The organism is Exiguobacterium sp. RIT594, assembly GCF_003339585.1.
Classification (GTDB): domain Bacteria; phylum Bacillota; class Bacilli; order Exiguobacteriales; family Exiguobacteriaceae; genus Exiguobacterium_A.
The window spans coordinates 1-20,672 of record NZ_QPKF01000006.1 but is presented as its reverse complement, the minus strand read 5'-3'; the positions used below and the strand labels follow the sequence as shown (position 1 = coordinate 20,672).

Annotated in this window: 25 protein-coding genes and 3 tRNA genes; 7 read left to right on the top strand and 21 right to left on the bottom strand. The window is 48.4% G+C overall.

Features of this window, described 5'->3' with window-relative positions; all coding sequences use genetic code 11:
- Positions 1–9 precede the first annotated feature (9 nt).
- Together DVG79_RS13905 and DVG79_RS13900 are read left to right on the top strand one after the other, a co-directional pair.
- Positions 10–1,011 (top strand): FecCD family ABC transporter permease, encoded by a 1,002-nt coding sequence (locus DVG79_RS13905; protein ID WP_369835284.1) that lies wholly within the window; start codon positions 10–12, stop codon positions 1,009–1,011.
- Positions 1,008–2,015, top strand: a complete 1,008-nt coding sequence (locus DVG79_RS13900; protein ID WP_114597260.1) for a FecCD family ABC transporter permease — start codon at positions 1,008–1,010, stop codon at positions 2,013–2,015. The genes DVG79_RS13905 and DVG79_RS13900 overlap by 4 nt, the downstream gene beginning before the upstream one ends.
- A 257-nt stretch (positions 2,016–2,272) precedes the next feature.
- Here DVG79_RS13900 and DVG79_RS13895 read toward each other — a convergent pair whose 3' ends face one another.
- From DVG79_RS13895 to DVG79_RS13850, 11 genes are all read right to left on the bottom strand, one after another.
- Positions 2,273–2,758, bottom strand: a complete 486-nt coding sequence (locus tag DVG79_RS13895; RefSeq protein WP_114597259.1) for a hypothetical protein — start codon at positions 2,756–2,758, stop codon at positions 2,273–2,275.
- A 23-nt stretch (positions 2,759–2,781) separates the two neighbouring features.
- The gene (locus DVG79_RS13890; RefSeq protein WP_114597258.1) at positions 2,782–3,255 is read right to left on the bottom strand and encodes a hypothetical protein; all 474 of its coding nucleotides are present in this window, start codon (positions 3,253–3,255) and stop codon (positions 2,782–2,784) included.
- An 18-nt stretch (positions 3,256–3,273) separates the two neighbouring features.
- Entirely contained in the window at positions 3,274–3,735 is a 462-nt protein-coding gene (locus tag DVG79_RS13885) for a DUF2101 family protein (protein WP_114597257.1), read from the bottom strand.
- Between the two features lie 20 nt (positions 3,736–3,755).
- Entirely contained in the window at positions 3,756–4,232 is a 477-nt protein-coding gene (locus tag DVG79_RS13880) for a hypothetical protein (RefSeq protein ID WP_114597256.1), read from the bottom strand.
- A gap of 14 nt (positions 4,233–4,246) precedes the next feature.
- Positions 4,247–4,696 carry a hypothetical protein gene (locus tag DVG79_RS13875; RefSeq protein WP_114597255.1) on the bottom strand — a complete coding sequence of 150 codons (450 nt, stop codon included), beginning with the start codon at positions 4,694–4,696 and terminating at the stop codon, positions 4,247–4,249.
- 93 nt (positions 4,697–4,789) lie between these two features.
- Positions 4,790–4,948, bottom strand: coding sequence for a hypothetical protein (locus tag DVG79_RS16210; protein WP_014971497.1), 159 nt, complete (start codon positions 4,946–4,948; stop codon positions 4,790–4,792).
- 146 nt (positions 4,949–5,094) lie between these two features.
- Positions 5,095–8,838, bottom strand: coding sequence for a S8 family serine peptidase (locus DVG79_RS13870; protein WP_114597254.1), 3,744 nt, complete (start codon positions 8,836–8,838; stop codon positions 5,095–5,097).
- Between the two features lie 244 nt (positions 8,839–9,082).
- Positions 9,083–9,155 (bottom strand) — tRNA-Ala (locus DVG79_RS13865).
- 107 nt (positions 9,156–9,262) lie between these two features.
- Complete coding sequence (tatC, locus tag DVG79_RS13860) at positions 9,263–10,042, bottom strand: twin-arginine translocase subunit TatC (protein WP_114597253.1); 780 nt, start codon at positions 10,040–10,042, stop codon at positions 9,263–9,265.
- Positions 10,043–10,049: 7 nt separating this feature from the next.
- Positions 10,050–10,256 carry a twin-arginine translocase TatA/TatE family subunit gene (locus DVG79_RS13855; protein ID WP_012371648.1) on the bottom strand — a complete coding sequence of 69 codons (207 nt, stop codon included), beginning with the start codon at positions 10,254–10,256 and terminating at the stop codon, positions 10,050–10,052.
- The gene (locus DVG79_RS13850) at positions 10,256–10,915 is read right to left on the bottom strand and encodes a redox-sensing transcriptional repressor Rex (protein ID WP_012371649.1); all 660 of its coding nucleotides are present in this window, start codon (positions 10,913–10,915) and stop codon (positions 10,256–10,258) included. The genes DVG79_RS13855 and DVG79_RS13850 overlap by 1 nt, the downstream gene beginning before the upstream one ends.
- Positions 10,916–11,071: 156 nt before the next feature.
- Here DVG79_RS13850 and DVG79_RS13845 point away from each other — a divergent pair, with 156 nt between their 5' ends.
- Positions 11,072–12,973 (top strand): ABC-F family ATP-binding cassette domain-containing protein, encoded by a 1,902-nt coding sequence (locus tag DVG79_RS13845; protein WP_114597252.1) that lies wholly within the window; start codon positions 11,072–11,074, stop codon positions 12,971–12,973.
- Positions 12,973–13,365, top strand: coding sequence for a hypothetical protein (locus DVG79_RS13840; protein WP_051525108.1), 393 nt, complete (start codon positions 12,973–12,975; stop codon positions 13,363–13,365). Before DVG79_RS13845 ends, DVG79_RS13840 begins: the two co-directional genes overlap by 1 nt.
- Before the next feature lie 66 nt (positions 13,366–13,431).
- On the opposite strand, the gene DVG79_RS13835 is transcribed toward DVG79_RS13840, so the two are convergent.
- Together DVG79_RS13835 and DVG79_RS13830 are read right to left on the bottom strand one after the other, a co-directional pair.
- Entirely contained in the window at positions 13,432–14,025 is a 594-nt protein-coding gene (locus DVG79_RS13835; protein WP_114597251.1) for a flavin reductase family protein, read from the bottom strand.
- A gap of 21 nt (positions 14,026–14,046) precedes the next feature.
- Positions 14,047–14,445, bottom strand: coding sequence for a DoxX family protein (locus DVG79_RS13830; RefSeq protein ID WP_114597250.1), 399 nt, complete (start codon positions 14,443–14,445; stop codon positions 14,047–14,049).
- 183 nt (positions 14,446–14,628) lie between these two features.
- Between DVG79_RS13830 and DVG79_RS13825 the strand changes: the two genes are divergently transcribed.
- Together DVG79_RS13825 and DVG79_RS13820 are read left to right on the top strand one after the other, a co-directional pair.
- Entirely contained in the window at positions 14,629–14,949 is a 321-nt protein-coding gene (locus tag DVG79_RS13825) for a winged helix-turn-helix transcriptional regulator (RefSeq protein WP_012371654.1), read from the top strand.
- Between the two features lie 115 nt (positions 14,950–15,064).
- Entirely contained in the window at positions 15,065–15,520 is a 456-nt protein-coding gene (locus DVG79_RS13820) for a flavodoxin (protein WP_369835275.1), read from the top strand.
- An 18-nt stretch (positions 15,521–15,538) separates the two neighbouring features.
- Here DVG79_RS13820 and DVG79_RS13815 read toward each other — a convergent pair whose 3' ends face one another.
- Positions 15,539–16,192: a TVP38/TMEM64 family protein gene (locus DVG79_RS13815; protein ID WP_114597248.1), complete on the bottom strand. Its 654-nt coding sequence runs from the start codon at positions 16,190–16,192 to the stop codon at positions 15,539–15,541.
- A 157-nt stretch (positions 16,193–16,349) separates the two neighbouring features.
- On the opposite strand from DVG79_RS13815, the gene DVG79_RS13810 reads away from it, so the two are divergent.
- Positions 16,350–17,015: a haloacid dehalogenase type II gene (locus tag DVG79_RS13810; RefSeq protein WP_114597247.1), complete on the top strand. Its 666-nt coding sequence runs from the start codon at positions 16,350–16,352 to the stop codon at positions 17,013–17,015.
- A 45-nt stretch (positions 17,016–17,060) separates the two neighbouring features.
- Here the strand turns inward: DVG79_RS13810 and DVG79_RS13805 are convergent, their stop codons facing one another.
- The 7 genes from DVG79_RS13805 to DVG79_RS13775 all read right to left on the bottom strand — a co-directional run bounded on the left by DVG79_RS13805 (position 17,061) and on the right by DVG79_RS13775 (position 20,506).
- Positions 17,061–17,630, bottom strand: a complete 570-nt coding sequence (locus DVG79_RS13805; protein ID WP_114597246.1) for a hypothetical protein — start codon at positions 17,628–17,630, stop codon at positions 17,061–17,063.
- Positions 17,631–17,660: 30 nt separating this feature from the next.
- Complete coding sequence (gene tsaD / locus DVG79_RS13800; protein WP_114597245.1) at positions 17,661–18,668, bottom strand: tRNA (adenosine(37)-N6)-threonylcarbamoyltransferase complex transferase subunit TsaD; 1,008 nt, start codon at positions 18,666–18,668, stop codon at positions 17,661–17,663.
- Complete coding sequence (gene rimI / locus DVG79_RS13795; RefSeq protein ID WP_114597244.1) at positions 18,668–19,123, bottom strand: ribosomal protein S18-alanine N-acetyltransferase; 456 nt, start codon at positions 19,121–19,123, stop codon at positions 18,668–18,670. The genes tsaD and rimI overlap by 1 nt, the downstream gene beginning before the upstream one ends.
- Positions 19,116–19,769 carry a tRNA (adenosine(37)-N6)-threonylcarbamoyltransferase complex dimerization subunit type 1 TsaB gene (gene tsaB / locus DVG79_RS13790; protein ID WP_114597243.1) on the bottom strand — a complete coding sequence of 218 codons (654 nt, stop codon included), beginning with the start codon at positions 19,767–19,769 and terminating at the stop codon, positions 19,116–19,118. Before tsaB ends, rimI begins: the two co-directional genes overlap by 8 nt.
- Positions 19,766–20,212 (bottom strand): tRNA (adenosine(37)-N6)-threonylcarbamoyltransferase complex ATPase subunit type 1 TsaE, encoded by a 447-nt coding sequence (gene tsaE, locus DVG79_RS13785; RefSeq protein WP_114597242.1) that lies wholly within the window; start codon positions 20,210–20,212, stop codon positions 19,766–19,768. Before tsaE ends, tsaB begins: the two co-directional genes overlap by 4 nt.
- 107 nt (positions 20,213–20,319) lie before the next feature.
- Positions 20,320–20,396 (bottom strand) — tRNA-Met (locus DVG79_RS13780).
- A 33-nt stretch (positions 20,397–20,429) separates the two neighbouring features.
- A tRNA-Met gene (locus DVG79_RS13775) sits at positions 20,430–20,506 on the bottom strand.
- Positions 20,507–20,672: the final 166 nt, after the last annotated feature.

The window sequence follows — 20,672 nt, the reverse complement described above, 5'->3', positions numbered from 1 at the left end:
GCGATACCTTTGTCATCCGCTCGACTACCTTTTGGCTTAAAAATTTCATTCGGACTCATTCTGTTCGTCATCATGTTTTGGCTGTCGATGACGTTTGGTGCTGCTGATACGACGATCCGCGAAGTCTGGAACGCCTTGACGTTTGGTCCGCTTAACGATAAAGCAAAAATCATTCAGGAAATCCGGCTGCCACGTGAACTGGCAGCGATTCTCGTCGGGGCCGCACTCGGCATCTCCGGTGCGATCATGCAGGCGATGACCCGAAATCCGTTGGCGGATCCCGGTCTGCTCGGTCTAACAGCCGGTGCCAATGCGACCCTTGCCTTGGCAATCGTCTTCATTCCCGGCATCAACTATTACGGCATCATGCTCGCCTGTTTCCTCGGGGCAGCCCTTGGCGCTGCACTCGTCTTCGGCATCGGTGCTTCCCGAAAAGGCGGCTTTTCGCCGCTTCGGATCGTACTTGCCGGCTCCGCGATTTCCGCCTTCCTGTATGCGATCGCGGAAGGAATCGGCATTTACTTTAAGATTGCTCAGGACGTGTCGCAGTGGACGTCAGGCGGTCTCGTCGGGACGACATGGGGACAGTTGCAGGCGATCACGCCGGTCATCATCATCGGTACATTGATTGCGATGATTTTCTCACGGCAATTGACGATTCTCAGCCTGTCGGAAGAAGTCGCGCTTGGACTTGGTCAAAACATCACCCGGATCAAAGCCGTTTTGTACGTCGTCGTCATCCTGCTTGCCGGTGCTGCCGTCGCGTTGGTCGGCAACATGGCCTTCATCGGTCTGATGATTCCGCATATCGTCCGCGCCATCGTCGGCACCGATTACCGGTTTATTCTGCCGATGACGACTGTGTTCGGAGCGACGTTCATGCTGCTCGCCGATACGATCGGCCGGACGCTGTTCGCACCGTACGAGACACCGGTCGTTGCCATCGTCTCGATGCTCGGACTGCCGTTCTTCTTATTGATTGTCCGTAAAGGAGGTCACGCATTCTCATGATGGAAACCCGTTTACGCCGTCGTCAACGCTTGATCTTTTTATTATTAAGTCTGTTACTGCTCGGAACGATCATCGTCAGCATCGGTCTTGGTCCGGCGTCCGTCTCCTACGACCGTCTGTTACCGACACTGTTTGGTCAGGGCTCCTTTAAAGAAGACTTTGTCCTGTTCTCGCTTCGTCTGCCGCGGATTATCATCACGTTACTTGCCGGAATGGCACTCGCCTTGTCCGGTTCGATTTTGCAGGGCATCACCCGAAATGAACTGGCCGACCCCGGAATCATCGGCATCAATACGGGAGCCGGGGTCGCGGTTGCGATTTTCTTCCTCTACTTTCCGGTAGATGTCGGCTCATTCATCTACGGATTGCCGGTTGCTGCATTCTTAGGTGCTTTAGTGACGGCCGTGGCCATTTATGCGCTGTCGTATGACCGGAATCGCGGCTTGCAACCAATCCGGTTGATTTTGACCGGTGTCGGCTTCTCAATGGCGTTGTCCGGCATCATGGTCATTCTAATTTCATCGACGAAACGCGAAAAGGTCGACTTCATCGCCAAGTGGCTCGCCGGTAACATTTGGGGCACGGACTGGACGTTTGTTTATGCCTTACTGCCATGGCTGATCGTCCTGATTCCGTTTACACTCTATAAAGCGAATAAGCTCAATCTGCTCGCCTTAAATGAACCGGTTGCGATCGGTGTCGGCGTATCGATTGAAAAGGAACGGATTCAACTGTTGCTGACGGCGGTTGCCTTAGCTGCGTCCGCCGTCTCCGTCACCGGTGGTATTTCCTTCATCGGTTTGATGGCGCCGCACATCGCCCGTGCGCTCGTCGGTCCCCGCCATCAATGGTTCTTACCGATTGCGCTGTTGATCGGCGGATTTTTGCTCGTCTTAGCCGATACAATCGGACGCAACATTGCCGGTCCGGACGGCGTACCTGCCGGAATCGTCGTTGCGCTGATCGGCGCTCCGTACTTTATCTATCTCCTTCTGAAAAAGTAAGAACACTGATCAACCAATAAGAAATGATTTTTGGTTTCACTCGCTTTCCTCAGGCGAGACACAAGCCAGTTTTCCTGCCCATTTGAGCAGGAAAGCGGGTCTTGTTTGTCTCTGACAGCGCAAGTTACCTTGCGCTTTCTCCTGTAGGAGTCTCGTGAATCACAAATCATTTCGTTAAAAAACAACAGCAGCGAGAGGGATTTCAACTTCCCCTCGCTGCTGTTGTTTTTGCGTATCGTATCATTTTTTTACATCATTCAATATTTAACGCGCCGTGTTTCCCGTTCCGCGAGAATCAGCTCGCGTTCTGATAAATGCGTCGGATCGAGTCGTTTGATCCGGGAATCGACGAGACGGTCGAGTGACAAGACGGATAGTAAAAAGACCAGAATCGGTCCAATCAGCGTTGGTCGCGACACATATGGAATCAAGAACTGGGACGCCACGACAAGTAGAAGCTCGGTAATCGTAATGACGATGTACGGCAACCCGAGATGATCCCAGACTTCCATCCGGTCAAAACGTTTCGTGAAATAACAGTACTTCAAGAAGCGGACCGTCCATTGGTAGCCGAGGACGGGAATCAGTAAAAAGTAATGCATCGAGGCTTCAGCGAAGTTTAAATCATCTGCCAGAAACAAAAAGATGATCAAAACGAGCAGAAAAAATACCGTCTGAACACGCCGGGCGCGTTTTGTGAAGCGCAGATAGTCTTGTTTTCGTTGCTGTGTACTCTCTTCCATAACATGCTCCCCTCTCTACCTAATTAACCTCTTTTCCGGTACTGCTCGACTTCCCGCATCGTCACGAACGCGGGATCAAGCTGTTTCGCTATCGTGTTTAATCGAGAGACATATACTGTAATCGCAAAGACCCAGAACAGAATCAGGGTGAAAGAAACACTTGAATACTGGGGAAAGATCATTCCTGCATAGAATAAAATGATAGGGACAAGATAGCCGATCATCGAAGCCCGACCGACCTTTAAAACGGTCTGTTGATACAACTCAACAGACAGACGTTGTTTTAAAATCCGCAGACGCATGATTTCGCGGACGACGCCTACGAGACAAAGTACCGTAACCGCAAATAACGTAAACAGTCCCGTTTTCCAAAAATCCGGGATGAACCAGCCGATTAAGGCAAACACTAAAACCGGAACCGGCGTCAGATGTTGAAGTTTTTTGAGCGGCGGTCCAAGCAAGTTTAACCGTGTATTTTTTTCAAGCAGTGTGTTCATTTGATTTTCGCTCCTACTTTACACATTTTTGTACACTTCCTGATCACTGACAAAATCCGGATCATCGCGCCGAATACGTTTTTTAAACCACCATTCCGAAACCAGATAAATCGGGAGCAGGATAATCAGAATCAATCCCCACATCTGCCAAAACGACATATCCATCGTCTGTATTAAAAGGATTGCAAAAGTAACACATAACACTACGTTTTGGATAAGCCAAAACCGCCATTGTCTGGTTGCCCGTTCTTCACCGATGTACGATTCAAGAATCTGGCGTTTTTTGACTTGATAACGAAGATTGGATCCAAGGAAAGCAGCCGGAAATAACAGCGTCAACAGAACCGAATCAAACCAGGTCATTAAAATCCCGATACCCATCAAAAGTAGAACTGTCCATAACCACTTCGTTCCTAAAAGGTCTTTCTCCATATAAGCCAGTGTTAACTCATGTAACCGTTCATCCCGTGCCGTACGCATGATGTTCTCTCCTTTAGATGTCATTCTTCCAGATCCTTCATGTGCTTATGCACTTCCTGATCACTGACGAAGTCGGGATCGCCTGACCGTGCCATTTTCTTAAACAGCCAATCGGTCGAAAAATAAAGTGGCACCAGAATCAACGCCATCCAAAAGGCCGTCTTCCACCAGCCGAGATTGTTTGTCTCAAGCATGACCATAAGCAACGCACCATATAACACAATCTGAATTCCGAGCCACAGCATCGATTGTGTCATGACCTGATCTTTGGAGAGATACCGTTCTAAAATCCTGCGTTTTTCCAGCTGAAACGGAAGATCAAAAATCAGATAGACAAGCGGCAACAGACCGAAGTAAAGGGCTGAATCCATCGTTTCCGAAAAAATGCCGAGCGTCGCCGCTACTGCCGCCATCACCCAGACGTTCTTTTGCAGTTGACTCTTGTCGATATAAGCAAGCGTCAGTTCGTGTAACCGTTCGTCCCGTGCCGTTTGCATCCGGCTTTCCTCCTTTATCCTTGCTGAATCTCTGTTTCGCTGATATAGGTCGGATCAATCTGTTTGGAGCGGTACGTCAAGAAACGTCGGCAGAGCCAGTAAAACGGGATGACGCCAAGACACAGTCCGAGCAAAAAGACCGTGCTCGAACGATTAGCCGTGAGAACAATCAACGCAGCCAGCGCTCCGTATTGAAGCAGGCCGACGCCGACATGCAGACGGAACAGACGGTCTGCTGATTTTTTTGACGTGTGACGGGCAACGATTTGAAAACGCCGGCGTTGCATCACGACATCATATATGAAATACAGAATCGGAATGATTAAGGCAAGCAACGGTCGTTCGATCATATTGCTGACGAATAAGAACAGAGCCAAGACACCCCATAATTTAGTGGTCGTTCGTTGATGCATGTGTTGATATAGCGCCTTTAATTCGGTTTGTTGAACCGTTACAGTTTCCATTCGGGCACGTTCCTTTCGTTTGTTCTTCACTGTCATATACTTACATTTTACCAATTATGTTTCAAAAAAAAAGAAACTTCCAAAAAGAAGTTTCTAGGCCGAGACCTGGATGATTAGATAGATGACACTGTATGCAACGATGGCGAGCGGAATCATTGCGACACCAATCAACCAACCGTTCTTATCCCGAATTCCGAGATACAGAACCAGACAGCCGACGATGAAGGCAATGAGTGTAGTAAATGGATTCATAGGAGTTCCCCCTCAAAAATAACCTATAAAGAAATTTCCCCTTCCCGGAACTTGATAAACACCGAAAGCCTATCTGTAACACACTGCAAAAAAAACAGTGTCGATTCCGGCGAACGTCCACCGGGACCAACACTGCTTTCAAATCCTTACTTCTTCGTGATGACGACTTTCTTCTCGACGACATGGCCGCCTAGATCTTTTAATTTCAAGTTGTAGACGTTTTGACCTTTTTTCAAGGTAACGGTCTTGTTGATCGTTTTCTTAAAGGCGCGCATTTCGTATGGCTCCTTGAACGAACGGCGGTATTCGGCGTTGCCATTCAGATCAAAGCGTAACTCATCGTAATTATCGCGCAGGACAATCGTCATCTTCGCTGTTTTCGTTTTGCTTGAAACCGTTTTTGGTGCTGTCACGCGGATCGTCGGACGCTCCGAGTCGATGATGACTTGACGGCTGAAGGCAACACGATTGCCTTTTCCATCATAGGCTTCGACTTTAAACGACTTCACACCATCTGTCGTATACGTGATGTCATGGTTGAATGCATAGTGTTGTTGAACCGCATCCCAGCGTAATTTAACGGCTTTTCCGTTAATTTTGAATGATTTGATGCCGGACTCATCCGCGACGTTTCCTGAAACCGTCACTTGTTGTGATGTCGTTAAGCCGAGTGCTTCCGGTGTATCGATCTGGACACTCGGAACGGCTTTATCGACACCTGAAGTGTTGACGTTTTTCTTCACGCTGTTGCCCGCATAATCCGTTACGACGAACGTGACTTTTGCGCGGCTTGGCAGATCCGTCAGCGTGTAGTTTTTAGCAGATGGAGCAAGCGGCTGTTTCAAGACACTTTTTCCGTCGACCAGGATATCGAATGAAGCGACACCTGTTCCTTGGTCACCGGCTGTCCAAGAAACTGCTTTTTTGTCAGCATCCCATTTAACGGTTGCTGCCGGAACTTTTGTATCAATGTAGATCGGGAATAACGCCGTCTGCCATTTCGCATTCGGATAATCGACGACTGATTTGACCTGATAGTAGTACAGACCATCTTTGGCTTTTGCACCGTTGACCGTTCCATCCCACGCCGCATTCGTCACCGGTGTGTAACCGTCTTCCGATCCGCCGTCATAATAGTTTTTGATGACGTCTGACTGCGTTTCCAGTTTACGGAGTGTTGTTTTGTTGCGGTCAAGAATCGAGTACTCGACCTTTTTCGCGTTCCGTAAGAACGACAGGACCGGGAAGGCCTCATCGGCACTGCCGTCCCCGTTCGGTGAGAACGAGACTTTTTCTTTAACGACGTCGCCTGCAGCATTCGTTCCGAGGAAGTTGAAGTTATCCTTCACTTCTGTCGCAAGACCTGTGACGCCGTAGAACGTGTTTTCATCATACACCGGTGCATCGACGATTGGTGCTTTGTCCCATGCTCCTTTGAAGCCGACATACGGAACTGTCAACTCAGGATTTTTGCTCTTTGTATCGATCAGACGGACGAATCCTTCGACGAAGTAGCCGTTTTCGAAGATGGTTTCAAGCGGTACACCGTTTGCCCAATCGACTGTATCTTTTAAATCAACCGTAACGTTGACTTTTGTCGTGCTCTTCGCGTTAATCGCGACTGAACTTGCTTTCTTCGAGCCGACCGTGAAGGAAATCGGGAACGTGCCTTTATTGGCATCGACCGCATCAACTGTTCCTTTTTTAAAGATACCGTTCGCTTCCAGGAAATTTTGATCTTGGACGGCGAGATCCGATTGGACCGTTCCAGCCAGTTTGTACGTCAGTTTTTCATTGCTGTAGTTCTTCAAGTCGAGCGTAAAGCTGAACTTGTCGCCGACTTGTTTCAAGGCGGCTTTTCCTTCGCCCGATTTTGTTTCCGTTACGACGACCGGTGTTTTCATCGCCGCACGCAAGTCCATCAGTCCCGCTCCCTCACGACGTGGTGAGTAGTAGTTGCCGGTCTTCGCTTCCGCATTGTATTTTCCTTTATCGAGTTGCGGACGAGACGTGTTCATCAAAATGGTCTTCGCGAGTTTAACGCGTGTCGCGCCGCTGACTTTAAAGTCCTTGTCGATCCGTTGCATGACGAGTGCTGTTCCGCCGGCGACGTGTGGTGCTGCCATCGAAGTCCCGCTCATGACGCCATATTCGTTGGCGTTGAGAGTGGAGTAGATTTTTCCGCCCGGTGCCGTGATTTCCGGTTTGAAATCAAGGTTCGGTGTCACACCCCATGAGGTGAAATCAGACATTTCTCCGGCGACCGGGTTTGGTGTCGAGACCGCTTTCCCGTCAAACGTCACTGTCAACGCCTTGCCAGCTTTGGCTTTCGCTTCGAGCTCGTTACCGTCTGCGATGCTCAACGAGACGAGTGGAATCGTCGGTTTATTGAGCGCCATGCTGACGTAATCGCCGTGTTCGACACGACCGCGAACGATGACGCCGGCTGCTCCTTGTTTTTCAGCTTCCGCTTGAATCATCGCGTAGTTAAAGTTACCGTTTCGGACGACGAAGACGACTTTATCTTTGACGTCTTTGTCCGCATAGTTCGGTTCACTGCCGTCACCGACATACACGACATCCATTTTCTCTTTATCGAAGACCGCAATCGGGTTCGGTGAATCTTGTTTTTGGTAGGCCAGGTAACCGGCATCCTGTCCGTCAACCGTTAATGCCATACCTTCGAGTGTCAGCTGTGTGTTTTCAACCGATGCGACTTGCAGCGATTCGCTGATCAGTCCCGGCGAACCGACGACACCGACATCCGGATTCGATGCATATGGATTTCCGGCACCGCTTCCGGCAAATGCCGAGTTTCCGGCCGAAATCGCACATAAAATCCCGTTGTTCATCGCATTAACGATCGCTTTTTGTTCCGGATCATCTTTTTGGACGAACGAGGCCGTTGAACCAAGACTCATGTTGATGACATCTGCGCCGAGCGCAATTGCATCATCGATCGCTTTGATGTAGATATCACTGAATGTCGACGGCATCCCCGGATCATTGCCGAATACTTTCATCGCAAGCAGTTGTGTCTCCGGTGCCACCCCTTTGATCCCGCCGTTCGTTTCATCGCCGTTGGCACCGACTGTACCGGCAACGTGCATTCCGTGCATCGAAGCACCTGGTCCGAGGTCACGGATCTCACTGTCATGATCGGCATAGTTGTAACCGTACGGGACTTTTTCCGTAAAGTAGTTTCCTTTTAATCCTTTTGACGCTTTGAAGCCTTCGACCTTTGACGACGTCAAATCAACTTTCGTCTCCGGACTGAGGACCATGTCCTTGTGCGTCGGATCGATTCCTGTATCGATGACGGCTACGATCGTTCCTTCACCTTTATAGCCATAGTCCTGCCATGTTTCTTTTGCATTGACCATATCTTTACTGTGCAACATGTTTGGTGTCGCGCCTTTTTCGACTTCCGGACGCGCATACTCATGTGCGATATGTACGGCCTTGATGCCGCTTAACTTTTTCAACTCTTTGATTTCACCGTATTTAACTTCACCGCTGAACCCGTTCAGGACGGTCGTGAAGCTTTCTTTATAGGAAACAGCAATGTCTTTTTGGGCAATTGCTGCTTTGACTTCTTTTTGTTTATTGACGATTTGATTCTTAAGAATGATTTTTTCCGTGTTGCTTAACGTGCTGTAACGTTTATTTTGTGCCTGCGCATGTTCAATCGCGGCTTTTTGATCGAGTTCGACGACAATCCGTACTTTTTCGTTTTGGCTGTATGACTTTTCCTGACCCGCTTTTTTCAGTGAGAGTGCTTGTGGCTTTTGTACATCCACTTTTTGTGATGACACGTGTCCCTCAGCATGAACTAGGCTGGAAGATGTCATGAGGGCAGCTGCCATCAGAGCAATCTTCTTTTTCTTCATTCTTTTTCCTCTTTTCCAAAAATGTAATGTGGCACAAAACATATTAAACGAAAATTCTGTATTTTTAGTTTAATTAACTTTTGCTTAATATACAATTTAAATTTGGAGTATTTTAAAAATAATTGTTGGTTTATGGTATATCAATCAGTTAACATCCTTCATTTACCTTTTTGTCAAAAGAGACCGTTTTTCTGAAGACACAAAAAAACCCCTGGTTGCCCAAAGGTTTTCAAGTAAAACGATATGGAGACTATCGGGCTCGAACCGACGACCTTTTGGCTGCCAGCCAAACGCTCTCCCAGCTGAGCTAAGCCCCCGTGTGTTTCTATAATGAGTATACCCATTGCTGTTCACTTTTTCAATATAAAATTAGACCGCTTACAAAAAAATCTCCCTCACCTTACCGGCAAAGGAGAATCTTCCGTTATTTGTTTAACTCACGCATCAAATCTGCCTGTCGTTCCAGTTCCGCCTGTTGCTCCAGGATCAGCACTTTTTTATACGTCCGTGCCGAGATGATGATACTGATTTCATACAGGACGAACAGCGGAACAGAAATCATCAAATGCGATGTGATGTCGGGCGGTGAGATCAACGCCGCGATCACGAACAGCGCAAAATATGCATACTTCCGATTCTTCCGCATGAAGAACGGCGTCACGAGTCCGAGCCGTGTCAAAAACATCGTCACGACCGGTAACTGGAACAACAGACCAAACGGAATCGTCAACCGGATCAGGAAACTGAAATAGTTTTCGACCCCGATGACCTGTTCAATCCCAAGCTCTTGTCCGAGTTCCGTTGATACTTCCAGTAAAAACGGCAACAGCCAAAAATAAGAAAACGAAACACCCGCAAGGAATAAGAAAAACGTCACGGGAATGTACGTCAACGTCGCTTTTTGTTCTTGGTCGTGCAGACCGGGACGGATGAAGGCCCAAAGCTGGTACATCCAAAACGGGGACGCCAAGACGATTGCGATGATGAACGCAAGATTCAGATATAACATCAACGGATCAACGACGTTAAACGCATTTAAGCCGATTCCGAGTTCCTTGAGGTCGGCCTGTAAGAAACGGACGAGCGGCCGGACGAGCGGAAAGGCTGCGATAAACATGACCACTACGATGATGAGCGACCAGACGATCCGCTTACGCAGTTCATCTAAGTGCGATGTCACACTCTGTTCTTGATCGATCGCCATGATTCACTCACTTCTCTTTCGTTTCGTCCTTTTTGTCTTTATCATCATCCATGATTCCGTGTGTCGCACTCTTGAACTCTTTTAACGTTTGACCGGCAGCGCGGCCGAGTTCCGGTAATTTCTTCGGTCCGAAGATGATGAGGGCGACGACACCAATCAAGGCGATGCTTCCTGGCCCAATGAATCCGACCGTTAACGGAATAAGGTTTTCCATTATGATTTCACTCCTTCAGCTGATTGCGAATAATGCTTCATGAAATAGACGAGCGACTGCAGCTCGATTGACAGATCGATGTGATGCACCCGGACGTGGGCCGGTACATTCAACCGGGCCGGTGTAAAGTTCAAAATGCCGGTCACACCGTACTCAACTAACTCATCCGCTACTGACTGTGCGAACTGAGACGGTACCGTCAAGATGGCGACATCGACATGGTTCGCTTTGATTTGTTCTTTCATATCCGACACGTGATAAATCGGAACGTCCTGCGTTGTCGTCCCGACCTTGTCCTCATCGGCGTCAAACGCGATGACGATACGAGTACTATTATTCTTTAAAAAGTTATAATTTGCAAACGCTGTTCCGAGATGTCCGACCCCGATTAAGGCGACATTCGTGACCTCGTCTTGGTTGAGTGTCTTTCGGAAAAATGTTAACAAATGTTGAACATTATAACCGTACCCTTTTTTCCCTAACGCCCCAAAGTAGGAAAAGTCACGACGGATCGTCGCGGAGTCGACTTTGACCGCTTCGCTGAGCTCTGCTGACGAGACGCGCAGCTTGCCGGAGTTATAGAGACTCTGGATAAAACGATAATATAACGGCAGTCGTTTCGCCGTTGCTTGTGGTATTTTTGTATCTGGCCCATTCATACTGCAGTTCCCCCTTCGGCCACGTTCTGACGTGGCACCCAAATCAATGCAAAGAATTCTACTCTCCTTGATTGTAAACCACTTCACATAGAGTAACAAATATTATATTCGGCAGGATTTTTCGTGATAGACTAAAGGGTGGAAGGATGGATGGATATGATTCTCTTACAAGTAAACCAACTCTCAAAATCATTCGGCGTCGAGCCGATTTTAGACAATATTAAACTCGAAGTACAGGAACGGGACCGGATTGCCCTCGTCGGACGAAACGGTGCCGGAAAATCGACACTTTTAAAAATCATCGCCGGCGAACTGTCACATGACTCGGGCGAGATCATGAAAAGCAAGGAAGTCCGGATTGGTTATCTTGCGCAGGACAGCGGACTCGAGTCGAACGAATCGATTTGGAACGAGATGCTGACCGTCTTTGAGCATCTGCAGGATCAGGAACGGGCGCTTCGCCGGATGGAAATCGAAATGGGCATGGAGCACATATTAAATGATCCGACTGCCTATGACCGTCTCCTGAAAACATACGATCAAGCGCAACACGACTTCTCGGAAGCCGGCGGCTATCAGTTCGAAGCCAACATCCGCTCCGTCTTACACGGGATGCGTTTTTATCCGGACGATTATTCCCGCCGGATTCAGACGCTTTCCGGTGGACAGCGGACCCGGCTTGCCCTCGCGAAGATGTTGCTGCAAGCTCCGGAACTGTTGATTCTCGATGAGCCGACCAATCACCTCGACATCGATACGTTGTCCTGGCTCGAAAGCTACCTGTCCGGTTACCGTGGTGCTGTCCTGATCGTTTCCCATGACCGCTATTTCCTCGATCAAGTCGTCAACGTCGTCTATGAATTGTCCCGGAACGTGTCGCGGAAATTCACCGGCAACTATACGAAGTATCTTGAACAAAAAGCGGCACTCTACGAACAGGAAATGAAACAGTTCGAACAGCAGCAGGAAGAACTTGCGAAGATGCAGGACTTCATCCAGCGTAACATCGCCCGGGCGACGACGACGAAACGGGCGCAAAGTGTCCGCAAGCGTCTCGAAAAAGTCGACCGGATCGACCGTCCGGATGGCGACGAACGCAGTACGGTTCTGTCGTTCCCGATTGAAAAGCAGAGTGGGAATGATGTCCTGCAGGTCAATCAACTCGCCGTTGGCTACGAACAAGCCGTCTCGAAAAACATCACCTTCCGGCTGCAGCGTGCGGAATCCCTTGCGCTTGTCGGACCAAACGGAATCGGCAAATCGACGTTACTGAAAGTGCTTGTCGGTCGTCTGAAACCGTTATTCGGGGACTACCGGTTCGGAACCGGCGTCTCGATCGGCTACTACGATCAGGAGCAGGCGGAACTGAATGATCGCAACCGGGTTATCGATGAGATCTGGAACGAATGGCCGTTGATGCGCGAACAGGAAGTCCGGTCCGTGCTCGGGCAGTTCCTCTTCAGCGGCGATGATGTCTTCAAGCTCGTCCATGAATTGTCGGGCGGTGAACGCGGACGTCTGGCGCTCGCGAAGCTGAAGTTACGGAAAACGAATCTGCTTGTGCTCGATGAGCCGACGAACCACCTGGATCTTGATTCGAAAATGGTCCTCGAAAATGCACTCGTCGATTACGAAGGAACGTTACTGTTCGTCTCCCACGACCGCTACTTCATCGACCGTGTCGCGACACGTGTCATCGAGATGAGTACAGACGGTGTGACCGATTACCTCGGCGACTACTCCTATTACATGGAGAAAAAAGCCGAGAAAGAAGAAATCGCCCGTCTTGAAGCGGAAGAAGCGAAAGCAATCAAAGTCGCTTCGACGAAGACGATTGACAAGGAAGCGCAAAAAGAAGCACGCAAAAAGAAACAGCAACTCGAGCAGCTCGAACAAGAAATTGAACGGTTAGAAAACCGGTCGGTCGAAATCGAACAGTTGTTGTGCGAACCGGAAGTCTTTAATGATATTCCGAAAGCGACCGCCCTTTCGGCAGAGCGCGATCAGATTGATGTCGACTTGCTTGATTTGATGGAACAGTGGGAGTCGTTCCACTGATGCGCTCGAAAAGTTATCTGATCAATCTGATCCAAGGACTATTGTCCGGTGTCCTCTACTTCGTTCCGATGTATGCGGACTACGTCTCGGCTTTCATTCGTCCGGATGCGTTTAATGCCGTTTACCCGTTGTTTATCCTGATTTCCTGTATGATTGGTCTTGTCATTCAGACCTGGAGCGGACTGTTCATCAGTTTATTATCCGGTCTGATCTGCACGTTGCTGACGATTCAGTCGTTCGTCGAACTGAATGATCCGATGATCATCATGTATTACGGTGCCGTCTCCCCGTTGGTGGCCTTTTTGATCAGCTGTGTCGGGATTTGGGCGCTCGCCGTCCTGTTTTATCTGCTCGACGGTTTCCAGTACAGTAAACGCCATAACATGGAGTAAGCAAAAAATAGACGAGAGAAGCAGATTCGATGTCTGCTTTCCTCGTCTATTTGGTATGACTTGAGTTCATTTCGTCGGACGGGCAATTGTGAAGACCTCACCGATTTTCGCATAATCATTACCGGCAAGACGGGCAATTGCTTTTAAACCATCCGCATCAATCCGGAACGACTCCTCGAGTTCATCTGCGACATGATACCGGATGACTTCGCCGATCAATAAATCAGCTGCCTCCAGTTCAATGTGTTGCGTCAGCTTCAACTCAAACCGGATTTTTGCTTCCGCGACTGCCGGGACATCAATCAGATCGCTGTCAATCAGCGTCAGATTCGTCCGCTTCAGTTCACTTTCCCCGTAAGCAAGCGGTGCTGCCGTTTCATTGACGGCTTCGACAATCTCTTCACTGACGATATGGATGACATATTCTTTATTCAACAAGATATTTTTAGCGGTGTCTTTTTCGCCCTGCTCCGTCTTTTGAACGGCAATCAACAGTTGCGGCGGATGGCTTGAAGCGACCGTGAAGAAGGAAAACGGGGCGGCATTGACCGTTCCGTCCGCTCCTTTCGTCGTGACAAAGGCAATCGGTCTCGGGATGATACTCCCGATCAACAATTTATAATTTTCTTTTGGACTGAGTGACTGTGCATCAAACTTCATCTTTCTACCCGCTTTCTCTGATCACCCGAGCATGGCTGCGAGTGAATAATCTCCGGCACCAATCAAGGCGACGCCAAGGGCGATGACGATCAGTGCCATGTTATATTCGTACCCGTTCTGTGTCACCCAGTAACCATTTTGCCCGTGCACCTTGATGATTGCAACGAGCATCGATCCGATAATCAGTGCTGCCGCAAACCATAAGAATAATCCACCGGCAAATAGTAAACCACCGACCAATTCCACGAGTCCTGCCGCAAGCGCAAGCGTTTTACCCGGCTTCATCCCGATTGATTCGAACCAGCCGCCGGTCCCTGCAATCCCATGCCCGCCGAACCAGCCAAACAATTTTTGTGTCCCGTGTGCTGCAAATGTTAATCCAATCACCAATCGAATAAGAAATAATCCTAAATCCATCATCTTCATCAAACTCCCTTATACTTAATGTTTTTTAATTACTTTTCGTAACCTAAATATGACTATAAATCATCACTTACTAAAAGTAAACAGATTTGTTTTTGTTTATTTTATTACTTTAAGTAAAATAATTCGTATTTTGATGTTAAAGTGGGTATACTAACACTATAGAAAGGATGAGTGCTGATGGAAGAGACATTGATTCCGACTGCCCTTTGTCCGAAAGTCGAACATGCCTTTGAAATTTTGGGCAAGAAGTGGACGGGCTTGATTTTACGTCATCTCATGACGAAGACCTGTCGTTTCAACGAAATTCAAGATGCGATTCCGGAGTTATCTGGTCGTATGTTAACGGAGCGCATGAAGGAACTTGAGGCGGAAGGTATTGTCATCCGGACCGTCATTCCGGAACGTCCGATTAAAATTCAATACAGTTTGACTGACAAAGGTCGTCAGCTTGAACCTGTCATTCGTTCAATCGAAGAATGGGCCGAGCTCCAAGACTGACACAAAAAAGACTCTCCCGATCGTGTGGAGAGCCTTTTTTTATTTCTTCTTTTGCATTGAGAACGATTATCAATTAAACTGAAGATGTTCATGTCTTGGAGAAAGGATGATTCAGATGAACATCATGATCGGTTTTGTCAGCATGTCCGGCAACACGGAAGACATCGTGCAGATCTTGCAGTCGGAACTCGAGCGCAAGGGCTGTACGGTTCATATACAAGAGCTCGATCAGTTATACCCGTCCGATTTTTCTCAGTATGATGCCGTTCTACTCGGCTCCTACACATGGGGGGACGGTGATTTGCCATACGAAGCGGAAGACTTCGTCGACGAGTTGGGGGAAAGTACGTTAAACGGCTTAGCTGCTGCCGCCTTTGGCTCAGGCGACTTGGATTATCCTAAATACTGTGCAGCCGTCGATACATTGGAACAGACGCTTGCATCTGCCGGCGCGACGATCGTCGTCCCCGGGTTGAAGATTGAGTTTGATCCGGATACACCCGAGAAACAAGCCACTTGTCGTACGTTCGCGAATGAATTTTTCGTCCGGGCACAACGGCTTCACGCTTAACAGGAAAGAACCTCGACTTCAGCCGAGGTTCTTTTTTGCTTTCCAGCGTTTTTGGAGATACCAAGGAACAATCGTCAAGACAAGAAAGACGACAATCGCACCGATGATGAGTTGCGGATCCTTCGAGACGATGCTGCTGCCTAAAAAATTATAGGCAAACGTACCGGGAATGATTCCAAGCAACGTTGCGAGGAAAAAAGATAACAAGCGGACTTTCGACAGCCCGGCAGCATAGCTGATCAAATCGAAGTTGAAGATTGGCAACAGCCGGAAAATCAGAACGTAGATAAATCCGTTTTTTTCAAGTTGCTGTTGAATCTGTTCGATTTTTCCTGCCTGTTCCTTTTGTTTGATCAGTCTGTTTCCAAGCTTTCGCGCGACTAAAAAAGCAACGACGGCTCCGAGCGTGGCTCCGATGACAGTGTACAGCGTCCCGAGCCAGGCACCAAACGCAAGACCGCCTGTGATTGACAGGACGGATGCCGGAAAGAAAATCAGCGGACGAACCGTATAAAGCAAGATATACAGAATCGGCGCCCACATCCCGAATGATAAGATCCAGTCTTTGATATCGGTTGGACTGAGGTTGAGATAGGAACGGCTGAACCAGATCAGTCCGCCTATTAAAAGAACAAGCACTAGAATCCTGATGATTTGCTGCTTACGTGTCATGACATATCTCCTGTCTTTTGCTATGAACTGTGCTTCTTTATGCAATTCCCGATTTCGACACGTCTTACGCGTTTACCATTTTTGGAATGTGCGTTTCAGCTAATGCTGTTTTCGGGAACTAGATACAGATAACGTGTAACTCAGAAAGGTGATTAACATGACACAACCGATTAAAGCACTGGTCTTTGATGTCTACGGTACATTGTTTGATGTCCACTCCGTTAAAGTCAAAGCAGAAGAACTCTATCCGGAGCACGGCGAAGCCATCAGCCAGGCCTGGCGTCAAAAACAGCTGGAGTATTCATTCTTACGTCAGTTGAACGGCCAGTACGTCCCGTTCAGTCAAGTGACGCGTGATGCACTCCGTTATGCTTTACTGCAACTGAAGCTCCACGTCACGGAAGAAAACATTGCCGCCTTGATGGAAGTTTATTTAAAACTCGATCATTATCCGGAAGTCGATGCCGTCTTAGAGCAGATGAGTGATAAACAACTGGCTGTCTTCTCAAACGGTTCCCACGATATGCTTGATCCATTGATTGAACAGTCTGGTCTCGCCGGACGGTTTAATCACATCATCAGTGTGGATGACATTAAACAGTATAAGCCGACACCGGCTTCTTACATGCATGCGCTCAATACGTTAGGTCTCAAACGGGAAGAAATCCTGTTCATGTCGTCGAACGGCTGGGACATTACCGGCGCTAAAAGTTTCGGTTTCCGGACAGCCTGGATCAACCGATCGGGTCTGCCGGTCGAAGAATTGAATCTTGATCCGGACAGTATTTATGATGATCTAACCGGCTTGCTGGAATGGAAATGAAAAAAGCGATGTTGACCTAGACTCTAGGTGAACATCGCTTTTCATTTAATAATTAGACAGACGTGAGTAGCCTTTTTTGAAGAGATCCAGCTTCAAGCCGCCGTCTTTTTCAATAAAGAACAGGTATTCTTTTTGGTCGGTATCTTTATAAAACACTTTATACAGCGTCAACGTTCGTTTTTTATTGTTTTCACTGGCCACGACCTGGTGTTTTGAGATGACTTCCGCCTGAACCTGCTGTCCATCCAGACGATCGATCATCGGTTGGAATGATTTTTTCTCCTGTTCGGTTGCCGGTTTTCCCGGTTCAATCATAAAGAAGTCATCACTCGCTTTGTTCGTCAAACCATACTTCCGGTCGACAATCACAACATTCTTCAGCTCGCCATCGACAGTTTGATCAAAGGCGTACAGCTTTTCAATCCGTGTCTTTTCACCTTCCGCACGACCGATTTCATACAGTGGCTTTTGCTTCGTATTCGTCTCGACCGCCTTTTTATCAGGGACAAGCTCTTCTTTATAAGCGATTTGATAAGCATTGACGATTTCACGAATCTGTAAGCCGATTGCGACAATGACAAGTACACCTAATAACACGATGATGACTTTTTTCATTCCATTTTTCCCCCATGTCTTTCGAATTCCTTACTTTAAATCTAGCCCAGGTTCGGCATTCATGGCAAGTGTCGATTGGCGGCCTGCCCGGTAAGGGTGAATCGCTGCCGCTCCAATCATCGCGGCATTATCACCGCATAAGTGCATCGGCGGAATGACCAACTCGATGCCTTCACGTGAACAGGCTTCCGTCAATCCTGCCCGCAGTCCGCGGTTGGCCGCGACGCCACCCGCAACAAGCAACTGTTTGCCGCCCTTTTCCTTAACGGCACGGATCGCTTTCGTAACAAGCACTTCGACGACGCTCGCCTGAAAACTGGCAGCCAAGTCTTCCGGAATGATGACTTCGCCGCGTTGTTCCGCGTTATGAACGGCATTGATGACAGAAGATTTGAGTCCGCTGAAGCTGAAGTCATACGACTCTTTCTCGAGCCAAATCCGCGGGAAATGGAATGTGTCCTGACCGGTTTGCGCCAGTTGATCAATCCGGGGACCGCCGGGATAAGGAAGTTTTAACGTCCGTGCTACTTTATCATAGGCTTCTCCCGCTGCATCATCCCGGGTTTCACCGATGACTTCATACATGCCGTCTTCCGGCATGTAAATCAATTCTGTATGTCCACCGGATGCAATCAAGCAGACGAGAGGAAAGTGGAGCTCTTGTTCCAAACGATTGGCATAGATGTGACCGGCGATGTGATGGACACCGAGAAGCGGCTTACTGTGTGCGAACGCCAACGCTTTTGCTGCACTGACACCGACGAGTAATGCACCGACAAGACCGGGTCCTTCCGTAACGGCAATCGCATCGATGTCATCCATCGTGACACCGGCTTCCGTTAATGCATCATCGATGACATACGTGATGCGTTCCACATGGTGACGGGATGCGACTTCCGGGACCACTCCTCCAAAACGTTTATGGCTTTCAATTTGGGAAGATACGACATTCGATAAGACGTCTGTTCCTCCGCGGACGACAGCCGCAGCTGTCTCGTCACAACTTGATTCAATGGCTAATATCAACGGCTGTGTCATCACTCGTCTCCTTCCAGCTCCAACCAATAGATGGCTGCATCTTCATTATTATCTTGATAATACCGTTTTCTCGTTCCGGCATATAAAAAGCCCAGTTTCTCATACAGTGTCCGTGCCGGTGTATTCGATACACGTACTTCAAGCGTCATCGCCCGTAATCCTAATTGTCTGGCTTGTTCAATTAACGCAACCAGCAATGTCTCACCGGTTCCACGTCCACGTGCCTTTTGTTTAACGGCGACGTTCGTGATATGGCCTTCATCAGCAATGTGCCAGAGCCCTGCGAATCCAATGATTTCATCCGTCTCTGCGACCAGATAATACGCATTCGGATTTTGTGTCATCTCCGCAATGAATGATTCCAGCGTCCACGGTGTCGCAAAAGATTCGAGTTCCACGGCATGCACACCCGGTGCATCCATAACCGTCATTTTCCGAACGGAGACATTAGTCATGACGTTGTGCCTCAATCCATTTTGCTTCTGCTTCCGCGAGACGTAAGTAACGCGGCTCAAATGCATGGGTTTCAACCGGTTCACGTGCAGCACCAAGCAACGCAAGGACACCTGCCCGCGGTGAACGGAAGGCCGCGTTCACGATCGTAAACGGTTCAAGTTCCGTGACGAACTTATCTGTATCACCTGTCATTTTCGTATCTTCCGGAAGCGTTTTGACGAATTCAGCGACGACCGTATGCTGTTCTTCGCCGACCAATTGCCCCTCTTCATAGAAACCGACGAATCCGGTTCCACGGCGGGCATCCTGAATTGCTAAAATCCGTCCGGTTGCCCCTGCTGAAGCTGCCATTAACTCAAGTGTCGAGACCGGCACTAAATCGATTCCTAGCGTATAAGCCAGTGTCTTAGCTGTCGTTGCCCCGATTCGGAGACCGGTATAAGAGCCGGGACCGTCGGCGATGACGATACGGGTTAAATCCTGCGGCGACCAGTTGACTTCCTGCATCATCCGTTCGAGCAGCGGCATCAGTTTTGTCGCATGGTTCAAAGACGTCACATAAGAGGCTTCTGCCAAAATCTGTTGTCCGTCCGATAACGCAACAGACAGTTGTTTCGTCGATGTATCAATCGCTACGATTTTCATTGGTTTAACCCCTCACATAATTGGATGTACTGCTCACCGATCGGTTCCAAACGAAAACGGCGTGAATCATCACCTGTCCGTTCGATCGTAATCGCAAGACGTTCTGGCGGAAGGACGTCGGCAATCAGTTCCGACCATTCGACGACCGCGACACCGTCTCCATTTAAATATTCTTCAAGACCAATATCATCGCCGCCTTCGAGACGATACACGTCCATATGATAGAGCGGTAGTCGTCCGGCATAAACTTTCATGATTGTAAACGTGGGACTGTTGACGTTGCGTGTTACCCCAAGCCCTTTCGCAAACCCTTGTGTAAACGTCGTCTTTCCTGCTCCCAAGTCACCATCCAGTGTCACGACCATTCCTTTAAAGGCACGGTGGCCCAGTTCAACGGCAAGCGTCGTCGTTTGTTCAAGACTCGTCATTTCAAGTTCCATCATCGATGTCCCTCCTCCTTTTCTCTTACTCCATTGTACCGAACAAAAAAGGCAAAAAAAAATACGAAACGCTGAACGTTTCGTAGTAAAGTTGAAGTTAAGTTTAAAATTGGTTGCGGGGGCCGGATTTGAACCGACGACCTTTGGGTTATGAGCCCAACGAGCTACCAGACTGCTCCACCCCGCGACGATAAACGTTTCGGATTTGAATTATAAAAATTGGTTGCGGGGGCCGGATTTGAACCGACGACCTTTGGGTTATGAGCCCAACGAGCTACCAGACTGCTCCACCCCGCGATGATATAACGTTTCGACAGATATTAATATAACATGTACTTTTAAAAAAGACAAGCTTTATTTCATTTTCTTGTTGTTTTTCTTAAAAGAACTTATACTGACATCATTTTTCTAACTGTTTTTTTAAAGAAAAACCGACCTGCAGATGCAGATCGGTCCTTCGCTT